Here is a 12,020-nt window from a genome sequence, read left to right as displayed (position 1 = left end):
CACACGCCCCTGTGCTGGCGCACAGGGCTTTGAGAACATTGAACCCTGCAAAACCGCAGTGAATGCGGTTTTGTTGAGGCCGCCTGTGGCGGCGTCATGGTATAATATGTCCGGTTGGTGAATGCGAGCCGCAGGCGAAGCATGAGCCTGGCGGCATAGATACCATGTTTCTTAGTGAACACGAGCGGTACGCGAAGTGCGCGATGGGAAACATAGTTTGCCTGGAGCAACGGAAAATCCGGCGCGCCTCAAAGCGCGTGCGGCAAATAAAGGCGTGTCCCCCGGTGCGGGCGGTTTTGGTCCGCTGTGCCGCCGGCGGGCCGCTGCGGAGGGAAACGATATGCTGGATGTGGCCGTCATCGGCTGCGGCATCGTGGGCGCAAACGTGGCCTATTTGCTGTCGCAGCACAAGCTGCGCGCGGCGGTGTTTGAAAAGGAGAACGACGTCTCCATGGGCACCACACGCGCCAACAGCGCCATCGTGCACGCGGGGTACGACCCTGAACCGGGCACCGCCATGGCGCGGCTGAATGTGCGGGGAAGTGCGCTGACGAAAGAGCAGTGCGCTGCGTTCGACGTCAAATACCGCCAGATCGGCAGCCTGGTGCTGGCTTTTTCCGATGAGGAAATGGCAACCGTGCGCCGCCTGTACGAAAACGGTGTGGCGAACGGCGTGCCCGGCGTGCGCGTGCTGACGCGGGAGGAAACGCTGGCCATGGAGCCGAATCTTTCCGATGCGGTGTGCGGCGCGCTGTATGCGCCCAGTGCGGCCATTGTGGAGCCGTGGGATCTGGCGCTGGCGCTGGCCGAGGCCGCCGTAGAAAACGGCGTGGAACTCCATTTGGAAACAGCTGTGACAGGCGCGGAGAAAATCAGCGGCGGCTGGCGGCTGCATACTGCAAAAGGCGATTTTGAAGCCCGTGCCGTGGTGAACGCGGCGGGCGTGGAGGCGGACCTGGTGGCCGCGATGGCGGGTGAACCGGGCTTTACCACGATTCCCAGCCGGGGTGAATACTACCTTCTGGACAAAAGCCAGGGCTATGTGGTGAACCACGTTGTTTTCCAGTGTCCCAACCGCGACGGCAAGGGTGTGCTCGTTTCGCCTACGGTTCACTACAACCTTATCGTCGGCCCCAATGCGGAGCCCAGCGGCCGCGAGGACGTTTCCACACAGGCGGACGCGCTGGCATTCGTGCGGGAAAAGGCCGTCAAGAGCGTGCCGGGCGTAAACTTCCGGGAAAATATCCGCAATTTTGCGGGCGTGCGCGCCAATACCGACCAAAGCGATTTTATCATTGGGGAGACCGCGCCCGGCTTCATCACGCTGGGCGGCATCAAAAGCCCGGGCCTTTCCAGCGCGCCGGCGATTGCGGAGGACGCGCTGGCGCTGGTTGCGGGCGCGGGCGTGACGCTGGAGAAAAAGGAGAGCTTCGTCCACACCCGCACCAAAAAACGATTCAACGAAATGACGCCGCAGCAGAAGGCGGAGGCCATCCGGGAAAACCCGCTGTACGGCCGTGTCATCTGCCGGTGCGAAACCGTGACGGAGGGCGAGATCGTGGACGCGCTGCACCGCCCCATCCCGCCGCGCACCATCGACGGCGTAAAACGCCGCTGCACCGCTGGCATGGGCCGCTGCCAGGGCGGCTTCTGCGGCCCCCGGGTGCATGAGATCATTGCGCGGGAGCTTGGCATCCCCCAGCAGGACGTCCTGAAGGACAGGGCCGGCAGCTATATCATCACCGGCACCACGAAGGAAGGGGGCCTGCATCATGGAGAATAACCGGTACGACGTCATCGTCATCGGCGCAGGCCCCGCCGGGCTGGCGGCGGCCGAGGCCGCGCACAAGGGCGGCGCGGGCCGCATCCTGCTCCTGGAGCGCGACAACACGCTGGGCGGCATCCTCAACCAGTGCATCCACAACGGCTTCGGCCTGCATTATTTTAAAGAAGAGCTCACGGGCCCCGAGTACGCGGGCCGCTTCATCGAGCTGGTGCGCAAGACGAACATAGAGGTAAAGACGGACACGATGGTGCTGGCCGTCACGCCGGAAAAACGCGTCCACGCCGTCAATGAAAAGGACGGCTACATTGTGCTGGAGGCCGCGTCCATCGTGCTGTGCATGGGCTGCCGCGAACGCACGCGCGGCGCCATTTCCATCCCGGGTGCACGCCCGGCTGGCGTATTCACCGCGGGCGCGGCCCAGCGGTATCTGAACATTGAGGGCTATATGGTGGGCCGCCGCGTGGTGATTTTGGGCTCGGGCGATATCGGCCTTATCATGGCCCGCCGCATGACGCTGGAGGGCGCGAAGGTGCTGGCCTGCGTTGAGGTGATGCCTTATTCCGGCGGTTTGACGCGCAACATCGTGCAGTGCCTGCACGATTATAATATCCCGCTGTATTTGTCCCACACGGTGACGAAGATCGAGGGGGAGGGCCGCCTGACGGGCGTGACCGTGCAGAAGGTGGATGAAAACCGCGCTCCCGTCCCCGGCACGGAGATGCATTTCGACTGCGACACGCTGCTTTTGAGCGTGGGGCTCATTCCGGAAAACGAGCTTTCGGGCGGCGCGGGCGTGGAGATGGACCGGCGCCACAACGGCCCCATGGTGTATGAAAACATGGAGACCAGTGTGCCGGGCATCTTCGCGGCGGGCAACGTGGTGCATGTACATGACCTTGTGGATTTTGTCACGGGCGAGAGCCAGCGCGCGGGCGCGGCCGCGGCCCGGTTCGCACGGCAGGGTCCTGCGCCTGAGGGGCGCGTGCTGGAGGTGGAAAACGGTGCGTCCGTCACCTATACGGTGCCCGGAAAGATCCGCCTGGCCAATGTGGATAAAGCCGTGGAGGTATTTTTCCGTGTGAACCGCGTGTGCGGCAATTCCGTCATCCGCGTGACGGCGGGCAGCGAACAGCTGGCGGCATACAAGCGCGAGCATCTGGCCCCCGGCGAGATGGAGCGCATCAGCGTGCCGAGGGCACTGCTGGAAAAGGCGGACGGCTGCATCACCGTCAGCGTGGAGGAGGCATGAGAAATGGCGAATATCATTTGTATCGTGTGCCCCAAGGGCTGCCGCCTGACGGTGGATGAAAACACGCTGGCTGTGACGGGGAACGGCTGCCCGCGGGGCGCGGAGTACGGCAAAAACGAGCTGACGCACCCGGTGCGTGTGGTGACGAGCACCGTGCGTGTGGAGGGCGCGGATATCTGCCGCTGCCCGGTGAAAACCGCGGGCAGCGTGCCCAAGGAGAAAATGTTTGCCGTGATGGACGCACTGGACGGCGTATGCCTGCACGCGCCTGTGCATTGCGGAGACGTGGTGCTGGCGGACGTGTGCGGCACGGGCGTGGACGTCGTGGCTACGCGGGAGCTGCCGGCGGCGGAATAAGGGAGAAAATAAAAAAGGGGAGGGGCCTAAGCCCCTCCCTTTTTGCATGCAGAAAACCACTCGCTGGGCGAGCGGTACAAAAGAAGGATAATGCTGACGATGAAAAATCCCTGTGACAGGATAGGGAAGTGCGGCCGGCCAACTGCACAAACGAAAAAACAGGGCGGGCCGTTCAGATGAATAATTTATCGGATACAGGATGGAATTGCAAATATCATATTACGGTTGCGTCAAAATATCGCAGGAAAGCCTTTTGCGGAGAAAAAAGGCGGGAATTCTGGCGCAGAGGATATTACGCAAACACAGCAGGAAAGAATGCGATAAAAATCGTGGAGCGCGTCGAACATCAGATGAAGAAAGGCAGAGCAGGAGAGCCGCCGACGATGCTGAAATAAGCCCGCTTGCGGGCCGCCGGCAGTAAAATTTCCGTGGCCGGCGGACCCTGCCTGCGCCATCTGGCGCGTATGCTGGCAATATAGGGCTTTGCCCGGATATGCCCCCCGACTTTGCCGGGGGGCTTCGCCGGGACAGCAGACGGCGTTACCGGTATTGCGGCAGCCAGCTGCCGTGGGCCTCGATCAGGTCATCGACCAAGCGGATGATGTCGTCCAGGGAGAGCTCGGCGGCGGTGTGCGGCTCCAGCATGGCGGCATGATAGATGTGCTCGCGCTTTTTCGTCGCGGCGGCCTCAATGGTGAGCAGATGTACATTGACATGCGTCTGGTTCATGGCCGCGAGTTGTACGGGCAGCCTGCCCACATAACACGGGGCTACGCCGGCGCCGTCCACCAGACAGGGCACTTCCACGCAGGCCTCACGGGGAAGATTTTCAATCAGCCCGCCTGTGTTGAGCACGTTGCCGCCCAGCTTATAGGGGCGGCCCGTAACCATAGCCTCGATAATGCGTGATGCGTATTCCTTTGAACGCTCGTGGGGCAGCACGCCCTTGCTGCTGAGGTCCGCGTATTCCTTATCCCACTCGGCAATCTGCCGGATGCAGCGGCGGGGATACTCGTCCAGTGGGATGTTGAAGCGGTCGATCAGCTCCGGATAACGCGCCTTGATATAAAATGGGTTGTATTCGGCGTTGTGTTCGCTGGACTCCGTACAGTAATAACCCAGTTTTTCAATGTAATCGAAGCGGACCATATCATGGTGCTTCTCGGAGGCGTTTTTCTCCTTTGCACGCCGGCGGATCTCAGGGTACAGATCGTTGCCGTCCCGGTCGCGGATGTCCAGCAGCCAGCCCATGTGATTGATGCCGGCGATCAGCTCCCGGCGTCCCTCCAGACGGTCGCTCATGCCGATGGCGTCCATCAGAGTTTTGCTGCACGTCTGTACGCTGTGACACAGGCCCAGCGTTTTCACACCTGTATAACGCAGCATATATCCCGTGAGCATGGACATGGGGTTGGTATAGTTCAGAAACCATGCGTTGGGGCATACCGCCTGCATATCACGGGCGAAATCCTCCAGCACGGGGATGGTGCGCAGTGCACGCATGATGCCGCCGATGCCAAGCGTATCGCCGATGGTCTGGCGCAGGCCGTATTTTTTAGGGATCTCGAAATCTGTGATGGTGCAGGGATCGTAGCCGCCCACCTGGATTGCGTTGATGACGAAATCCGCTCCGGAAAGCGCTTTCCGGCGGTTCTCTGCGCCCAGATAAGAGCGGATCGAAGCAGGGCAGCCGTTGCCCTTGTTGATGGCCTCCAGAATGGCTGCGCTCTGTTCCAGACGCTGGCCGTCGATGTCATACAGGGCGATCTCCATGCCCTTGAGCGCATCCGTGTAGATGCAGTCTCCCAAAACGTTGCGCAGAAAGACCGTGCTGCCTGCGCCCATAAATGTGATCTTTATCATTGTACCGCCTCCTTACACACAGTCTAGCAAAAAAATACGGGAAAGGGTATTGCAAACTGCGCTGCATTTTTGGCATAATGTGACTGATGGAAGGGCGGCGGGAGAAATGAAGGATACGCTTCTGGACAATCTGCACATGGCAGACATCAATCCGAGGATATGCGGAGTGGAGGCGTGTGCGCCGGGGCATTCCTTCGGCCCGGCGGTGCGGGAATACTTTCTTTTGCATTATGTTGTGCGCGGGAAGGGAATATTCCGCCGCGGGAAACGGGAGTACACACTGCAGGCGGGCGAAATATTCGTGATACGCCCCGGCGAGGTGACATATTACGAAGCGGATATGCGCGACCCGTGGGAATACATGTGGGCCGGATTTGACTGCGCGCCGCCCTTTGCGGCGCTGCTGGAGCAGGACGTGCTGCGCCTGCCCGGCGCGCTGCAAAATTTTTCGCGCATTGCAGGCTGCGGAGATATGCCTGCAAAGGAGTGGCGCATCTGCGCGCAGCTCTATGAGCTGTTTGCGGAGCTGGACGCGGCCCGCGGCCCGGCGCAGGGGCACGGCGGCAACTATGTGGGACAGGCTGTGAACTACATCAAATCGAATTATTCCCAGCCTATGCGGGTACAGGATATCGCCGCGGGGCTGGGCCTGAACCGCAGTTATTTTTGCAGGCTCTTCCGGCAGCAGACGGGCCTTTCTCCGCAGGAGTACATCGTGTCCTGCCGTCTGGCAAAAGCGGCGCAGTTCATGACGGAGCACGGCATGTCTCAGGAAGAAGCGGCGCGTCAGGCGGGATATCCGGATGTGTTTTCCTTTTCGCGCATGTTCCGGCGCAAATACGGCATGCCGCCCGGCCGTTATGCCGCGCGTGCCAGGCAAAAGCAGGGGGGATAGGCCGGGCGCGCCGCCTTTGCCGTGCTGTGTGCGAAGAATATAGAACAAAAAGGCTTCCGCTGTCGGAAGAACTCCCATAAGGAAATTAGCGCCCGCTGAAAAGTGTTTGCTTTCCAGCGGGCGTTAACTTTATTTTTTCAGCTTCAGACCATCTTTGAATGCTTCACCAACACGCTCCGTCACCTTGTAATACCCATGAGTGTACGGATCAAAGGCGATGGCGTTTACCAACGACATATTAAGCTTGCCGTTTTCCATAACGCTTTCATCCGCAGTGACATTGACGACCTTTCCAATCACTCCACAGCCATATTTGCCATCCTGATATTCAACAAATTCACATTCGAGACAAAGTGGGAACTCGTTGATAACAGGGGCGTCTACCATTTGGGCTTTGCTGACGGTAAGGCCGCTGCGGGTAAACTTGTCGGCAGTCCTGTTCCCGGATTCCACGCCGAAATAATCCGCTTCTATCACGTGAGCGGCATCGGCTATACTGACAGTAAAGGCGCCGCGTGCCTTAATATTTTTCACAGTCTTATGGGTTTCGGTTAAATTGAGAACCACGGTTTCCCGCTCCTGCATGGTGCCCCAAGCGGCGTTCATCACGTTAACGCTGCCATCTTCATTGTAGGTGGCGACCATCAGAACAGGCATCGGGAAAATGCCCTCTGTGATGCTTAGCTTTGTCCGCATCATCATTACCTCACTTCATCGTTAGAATTGACAGGATCAGCTATCCTATATATAATTATAGTGTTTGTTGTCAACAATTCAAGTACTGTCATTTTGGATAGGTACTACTTAAAAGGATAGTGTACGATGATAAAGAATTTTATTGAGAACGCGAATTTTGAGGATACCGGATTCAGTTATACGCTGTCTCTCATATCCGGCAAATATAAAATGGTCATTCTGTACTGCCTTATGGAGTATGAAGTCGTGCGGTTCAATGAACTGAAACGGTATTTGAAAAACATATCTGATAAAACTCTCAGTACAAACCTAAAAGAGTTAGAATCAGACCGGCTGATTATAAGAAGAGAGTATCCGCAAATTCCACCAAAGGTAGAATACAGCCTCAGCGACCGAGGAAAATCCCTGATGGCCGTTCTGGACCAGCTGTGCATCTGGGGCGAAAAGAACAAATTGGGATAGATAACAGCTTTATCGTTCTCCCCGCTGGCATTTTCCCCGAAAGTGTCATAGTGGGTTACACAATAAAAAAGGACAAGGCAAACCATTGCGGTCTGTCTTGCCCTTAACTTCTTTATGAGGCCTTCTCCTCCGACGGAGGCCTTTTTGTTGTTTTCATTTGCTTTGGTCGGAGAATTCCGACGAAAGGACGGCGTACAGCCAGGCGTCCGCAAAGCACCCGTCTTTCCGGTAGCGTCGGCGCAGTATGCCCTCCCGGCGGAATCCGCATTTTTCCAGCACGCGCACAGAGGCCGCATTGCCCGCCAGTACTTCTGCACAGATGCGGTTGAACCCCGCCTGTGCGAAGCCAAAGCGCAGAACGGCCCCCAGGGCTTCAGGCATCAGCCCGGCGCCGCGGTACGCGGGTGAAAGAGCATAGGAGGTCTCGGCGCAGCAGTGCGCCTCATCCACGCCGTGCAGATTGACGACGCCGGCCAGCGTGCCGCTTTCGCGCAGCGTGACGGCCCACTGGAGAAAATCCGGCTCCGCGTAACGTCCCAGCCAGTTTTCCAGCCGCACCTGCGTTTCCTGCAGAGCAGCGCAGGGCTCCCAGGGCAGATACCGGCAGCAATCCTCCCGGCCGGCCCAGCCGTGAAAGACAGCGGGGGCGTCGCCGGGCAAAAAACGCCGCAGGACAAGGCGTCCGGTCTCCAGCGGCACGGTGCCTTGAAGCTTCATTTCAAATTTCCCCCTTTGCCGGTTGGAAGGATGGGCCGCGGCGCCCCGAAAAGGGGCGCCGCGGCGGTTTATGCCTCGAAGGCGTTCCGTGTGGCTTCTGCGCGGTACTGATGGGTGTACAGGCTGTAATAATATCCGCCCAGCGCCAGCAGCTCGTCGTGGGTGCCGGCCTCGGTGATGCGCCCGCCGCGGATGACAAGGATCTTGTCCGCGCTGCGGATGGTGGACAGGCGGTGCGCCACGATGAAGCTGGTGCGCCCTGTCAGCACCGTCTGGATGGCGTTCTGGATGAGCTGTTCCGTCTCGGTGTCGATGCTGCTGGTAGCCTCGTCCAGAACGAAAATGCGCGGGTCGGAGAGGACCACGCGGGCGAAGCACACAAGCTGCTTTTGCCCTGTGGAAAGGCGGCCGCCGCCCTCGCCCACCTCTGTGCCGTAGCCGTCGGGCAGGGCTTCGATGAAGCGGTCCGCCCGCACCATGGCGGCGGCGCGCTTCACCTCGTCCAATGTGGCGTCCTTGCGGCCGTAGCGGATGTTGTCCGCAATGCTGCCGCTGAACAGGTGCGGCGTCTGCAGCACATAGCCCAGCGCGGAGTGCAGCCAGAGCTGGCTGCGCTCACGGTAGTCCACACCGTCGATGAGTACCTGGCCCGCGGTCGGCTCGTAAAAACGGCACACCAGGTTGACGATGGTGCTTTTGCCCGCGCCCGTCTCACCCACCAGGGCGATGGTCTGGCCCGGCTCTACCTTTAAATTGAAATCGCGCAGCACGGTCTCGCCTGTTTTGTAGGCGAACGTGACGTCCCGGAACTCCACGCCGCCCGCGATGGGAGGCCAGTTCCCGCGCCGTGGCGCAAAAGCGGTGCCGTATTCGGCTTTCACCTCGGGGCTGTCTACGATATCCGGCTGGGTGTCCAGCAGGTCGATGACGCGCTCGGCGCTGGCCTGTGCGGACTGCATCTCGGCCAGAATGCGCGCTAGCTGCTGGATGGGGTCAAACAGCTGCGTCGTATAGCTGATGAAGGCCGCCAGCGTGCCGAAGCCCATGGCTCCGGCGAACACCAGGCTGCCGCCCCGGCTCAATGCCAGCGCTGTGGAAATACTGCCCAGCGCCATGACGAGCGGCATGAACAGCGCGCTCAGCAAAGCCGAGCGGATGCTGGCCGTGCGCATGGCGCCCGTCAGCTCCCGGAACTCGGCGGCACTGGCCTCCTCGCGCACGAGGGTCTTTGTGGTCATGGCGCCCATGATGCCCTCGTTGAACGCGCCTGTGATGCGGCTGTTCGTTTTGCGCACGGCGCGCTGGTATTTGAGGATACGTTTTTGGAAAAACACGCACAGCGCGGCCAGAACGGGCGTGATGCACAGCACCAGCAGACCCAGCTTCCAGTTCATGGCAAGCAGCACGGCCACGATGCCCACGGCGAACACACCCGCCCACATCAGGTCCACAAGGCTCCAGGCGATCATATCCGACAGCCGGGCGATATCACTCACCATGCGGGCCATCAGCCAGCCAACGGAGGTGGTGTCGTAAAAGCTGAACGAAAGCTGCTGGAGCTTTGCAAACGCATCCTGCCGGATGTCGTAGCTCATGTCCATTTCCAGCCGGCCCGCGCCGCGCACAAACAGGAACACGCCCAGGCTCTGGACGACGACCAGAGCGGCATATACAAGGCCGTACAGCCAAAGCCCCTCGGTGGTGCCGCCCTCGATGAAATGGTCGATGGCATAGCGGGAGAGCTGCGGATAGGCAAGGTCGATCCCCGCCACCACCAGCAGCACGAGCATCACGGAGACCACCGTGCGCCGGTGGCGCATGGCATAGGCGATCAGGCGTTTCCACAGCCGCAGGTCGATCTTCTGGTCGGCAGTGTCTCTTTTGTTTTCAAAATCATTCTGTGCCATTACGCCTCGCCTCCTTTCGGGGACGCCGCCTGCGGCAGCTCGTTCTGGATGGCGCACACGCGCCGGTACAGCCCCTCCTGCGCGGCCAGCGTGTCATGCGTGCCCATCTGCACCACGCGGCCTTTGTCCAGCACGAGGATCAGGTCCGACTTACGGATGGTTGCGATGCGGTGGCTGATGAGGAACATGGTGCCGTGGCGGCGGGAATGCAGCGCGTCGCGGATGGCGGCGTCCGTCTCAGCGTCTACGGCGGAAAGGGAATCGTCAAAGATCAGGACAGGGGTATCCTGCAGCAGCATGCGGGCGATGGCCACGCGCTGCTTTTGTCCGCCGGAAAGCGTCACGCCGCGCTCGCCGACCACGGTGTCGTAGCCCTCGGAGAAGCTCTCGATGACGTCATGTACCGAGGCCGTGCGCGCGGCGGCATATACGTCCGAAAGATCCGCGTCCGGCCGGGCGATGGCGATGTTTTCGCCGATGGTGCGGCTGTACAGGAACGGTTCCTGCAAAACGATGCCCACGTTGCGGCGCAGGTGATGGCGTTCGATGTCGTTGACGTCAACACCGGAAAGCGTGATGCGTCCGGCGGTGACGGGGTACAGCCGCTGCAGAAGCTGCACCAGGCTGGATTTGCCCGCGCCCGTGCTGCCGAGGATGCCAATGGTCTGGCCGGGCCGTACGGTGAACGAAACATGGGAAAGCACGGGCACGCCGTCGCCGTAATCGAAGCACACGTCCTCGAAAGCGACGCTGCCGTCGATCTGCGGCGTAAGGGCTTTGCCCGGCTCCGCTTCGGCGGGCACGGCAAGGATGTCCTCCAAACGGGACAGGGAAATATCCGCCTTGCCCAGATCCGCCAGAATGCGGCCCAGCTGGCGCATGGGGAACGTGAGCATGGAGGTGTAGGTGGTGAACAGCAGCACGTTGCCCAGGCTGAACCCGCCGTGCACGGCGAAATAGACGCCGCACACGCCGGAAAGCGCGATTTGAAGATAGCCGATCATGTCGGAGAGGCCCCAGTATGCGCCCATCAGGGTGGTGAGGTGCAGCGTGATATCGTGGTAAGCCTTGTTGCGCCGGGTGAATTTGTCCAGCTCAGAGCTTTCCTGTGCAAACGCGCGCACCACGCGCACGCCCGTCAGGTTTTCCTGCAGCGTGGTGGAAAGCGCGCCCTCGGCTTCATCCGAGCGTGTGAACTGCCGCTGCACGCCGCGGAAATAGAAGAAGCTGAACACCACAAGAATGGGCAGCAGGCAGGTGGATACGGCCGTCATCGCGCCGCTGATGGGCAGCATGATGGAAATGGCCGTGCACACCATCACCACGGTGCGCACCACCTCCATGGCCTGCATCTGCACAAAGCGGCGAACCGTCTCCACGTCGCTGGTGCAGCGCTGGACAAGGTCACCCGTCTGCACGCCCACATGATAGCTGTATGGCACGGCCTCCAGATGCGTGAACAGCCTGTCGCGCAGGCGCTTGGCCAGTCCCTCGCCCGCAAAGGCGATGCAGTGGCCGCGCAGATAGGTGAATACGCCGCCCAGCAGCGTCACCAGAACCACAAGCGAGGCCAGCACCCAGATGTGGCTCGAGAAATACGCCCGCCCGCCCATGCGCTGGAACAGAGCGGACAGAGCGGCGGGCAGCTCCGGCGTTTTGTCGCCGATGACGCTGTCCACCGTGAAGGAAACGACGAGCGGCGTGACGTAGGTGAGAAACGTGGCGCACAGCGTCGCCGCCACGCCCAGGATAAGATACCGCTTCACGCCGTGAAAAATGTCGCCCAGCAGCCTTCGCCGGAAGCCGCGGGGCCGGGGATGGGTCTGTTCGGGTTGCATGATTACTCCTTTGGCGTTCCCCGCTCCGCCGCTCACGGTGCGCGGGAGGGAGAAAGCGCCGGTGCTGGGGCGCAGCCGCACGCCCGGTGGATAATGCGTTCAGGCGCGCGGAAGGTAACGGCACTCCGCGCGCATTTATATAAACAGGCCGGCAAGCGGCACGCCTTTACAGCGCTTTTGCACCGGGTCTGGTGCAAAAGGCCGCCGGACAGCGCCTCCGGCTGCTGCATCTGCGATACAATTTGTAATA

11 protein-coding genes are annotated in these 12,020 nt (G+C 60.5%); 6 read left to right on the top strand and 5 right to left on the bottom strand.

Annotated features, from left to right (window positions below; translation table 11 throughout):
- The first annotated feature begins 340 nt into the window (after positions 1–340).
- From TQ39_RS04510 to TQ39_RS04495, 4 genes are all read left to right on the top strand, one after another.
- Positions 341–1,783 carry an NAD(P)/FAD-dependent oxidoreductase gene (locus TQ39_RS04510; protein WP_009325149.1) on the top strand — a complete coding sequence of 481 codons (1,443 nt, stop codon included), beginning with the start codon at positions 341–343 and terminating at the stop codon, positions 1,781–1,783.
- Entirely contained in the window at positions 1,773–3,035 is a 1,263-nt protein-coding gene (locus TQ39_RS04505) for an NAD(P)/FAD-dependent oxidoreductase (RefSeq protein ID WP_050004713.1), read from the top strand. The genes TQ39_RS04510 and TQ39_RS04505 overlap by 11 nt, the downstream gene beginning before the upstream one ends.
- A 3-nt stretch (positions 3,036–3,038) precedes the next feature.
- Positions 3,039–3,392, top strand: coding sequence for a DUF1667 domain-containing protein (locus TQ39_RS04500; protein ID WP_009325147.1), 354 nt, complete (start codon positions 3,039–3,041; stop codon positions 3,390–3,392).
- Positions 3,393–3,568: 176 nt separating this feature from the next.
- Positions 3,569–3,787, top strand: a complete 219-nt coding sequence (locus TQ39_RS04495) for a hypothetical protein (protein WP_040910232.1) — start codon at positions 3,569–3,571, stop codon at positions 3,785–3,787.
- Between the two features lie 145 nt (positions 3,788–3,932).
- On the opposite strand, the gene melA is transcribed toward TQ39_RS04495, so the two are convergent.
- Positions 3,933–5,255, bottom strand: a complete 1,323-nt coding sequence (melA, locus tag TQ39_RS04490) for an alpha-glucosidase/alpha-galactosidase (RefSeq protein WP_050004711.1) — start codon at positions 5,253–5,255, stop codon at positions 3,933–3,935.
- Between the two features lie 106 nt (positions 5,256–5,361).
- Here melA and TQ39_RS20700 point away from each other — a divergent pair, with 106 nt between their 5' ends.
- Positions 5,362–6,150: an AraC family transcriptional regulator gene (locus tag TQ39_RS20700; RefSeq protein ID WP_050004710.1), complete on the top strand. Its 789-nt coding sequence runs from the start codon at positions 5,362–5,364 to the stop codon at positions 6,148–6,150.
- A 129-nt stretch (positions 6,151–6,279) separates the two neighbouring features.
- On the opposite strand, the gene TQ39_RS04480 is transcribed toward TQ39_RS20700, so the two are convergent.
- Complete coding sequence (locus TQ39_RS04480) at positions 6,280–6,852, bottom strand: flavin reductase family protein (protein WP_371418111.1); 573 nt, start codon at positions 6,850–6,852, stop codon at positions 6,280–6,282.
- Between the two features lie 120 nt (positions 6,853–6,972).
- On the opposite strand from TQ39_RS04480, the gene TQ39_RS04475 reads away from it, so the two are divergent.
- Positions 6,973–7,308: a winged helix-turn-helix transcriptional regulator gene (locus TQ39_RS04475; RefSeq protein ID WP_009325143.1), complete on the top strand. Its 336-nt coding sequence runs from the start codon at positions 6,973–6,975 to the stop codon at positions 7,306–7,308.
- A 153-nt stretch (positions 7,309–7,461) separates the two neighbouring features.
- On the opposite strand, the gene TQ39_RS04470 is transcribed toward TQ39_RS04475, so the two are convergent.
- From TQ39_RS04470 to TQ39_RS04460, 3 genes are all read right to left on the bottom strand, one after another.
- Positions 7,462–8,025: a GNAT family N-acetyltransferase gene (locus TQ39_RS04470; protein ID WP_050004709.1), complete on the bottom strand. Its 564-nt coding sequence runs from the start codon at positions 8,023–8,025 to the stop codon at positions 7,462–7,464.
- 68 nt (positions 8,026–8,093) lie between these two features.
- Positions 8,094–9,932, bottom strand: coding sequence for an ABC transporter ATP-binding protein (locus TQ39_RS04465; RefSeq protein ID WP_050004708.1), 1,839 nt, complete (start codon positions 9,930–9,932; stop codon positions 8,094–8,096).
- On the bottom strand, positions 9,932–11,770 hold the full coding sequence (locus tag TQ39_RS04460; RefSeq protein ID WP_009325140.1) for an ABC transporter ATP-binding protein: 1,839 nt from the start codon (positions 11,768–11,770) through the stop codon (positions 9,932–9,934). The genes TQ39_RS04465 and TQ39_RS04460 overlap by 1 nt, the downstream gene beginning before the upstream one ends.
- Between the last annotated feature and the right edge of the window lie 250 nt (positions 11,771–12,020).

It is taken from the genome of Ruthenibacterium lactatiformans, from assembly GCF_000949455.1.
In the GTDB taxonomy this organism is placed as follows: Bacteria; Bacillota; Clostridia; order Oscillospirales; family Ruminococcaceae; genus Ruthenibacterium; species Ruthenibacterium lactatiformans.
This window is presented reverse-complemented; position numbering and strand designations above follow the sequence as displayed.

Bases quoted from the DNA above. Each gene is read 5' to 3' on its own strand.
- TQ39_RS04510 (WP_009325149.1), top strand. From the start codon at position 341: ATGCTGGATGTGGCCGTCATCGGCTGCGGCATCGTGGGCGCAAACGTG.
- TQ39_RS04470 (WP_050004709.1), bottom strand. From the start codon at position 8,025: ATGAAGCTTCAAGGCACCGTGCCGCTGGAGACCGGACGCCTTGTCCTG.
- TQ39_RS04495 (WP_040910232.1), top strand. From the start codon at position 3,569: ATGAATAATTTATCGGATACAGGATGGAATTGCAAATATCATATTACG.
- TQ39_RS20700 (WP_050004710.1), top strand. From the start codon at position 5,362: ATGAAGGATACGCTTCTGGACAATCTGCACATGGCAGACATCAATCCG.
- TQ39_RS04475 (WP_009325143.1), top strand. From the start codon at position 6,973: ATGATAAAGAATTTTATTGAGAACGCGAATTTTGAGGATACCGGATTC.
- TQ39_RS04500 (WP_009325147.1), top strand. From the start codon at position 3,039: ATGGCGAATATCATTTGTATCGTGTGCCCCAAGGGCTGCCGCCTGACG.
- TQ39_RS04505 (WP_050004713.1), top strand. From the start codon at position 1,773: ATGGAGAATAACCGGTACGACGTCATCGTCATCGGCGCAGGCCCCGCC.
- TQ39_RS04465 (WP_050004708.1), bottom strand. From the start codon at position 9,932: ATGGCACAGAATGATTTTGAAAACAAAAGAGACACTGCCGACCAGAAG.
- melA (WP_050004711.1), bottom strand. From the start codon at position 5,255: ATGATAAAGATCACATTTATGGGCGCAGGCAGCACGGTCTTTCTGCGC.
- TQ39_RS04480 (WP_371418111.1), bottom strand. From the start codon at position 6,852: ATGATGATGCGGACAAAGCTAAGCATCACAGAGGGCATTTTCCCGATG.
- TQ39_RS04460 (WP_009325140.1), bottom strand. From the start codon at position 11,770: ATGCAACCCGAACAGACCCATCCCCGGCCCCGCGGCTTCCGGCGAAGG.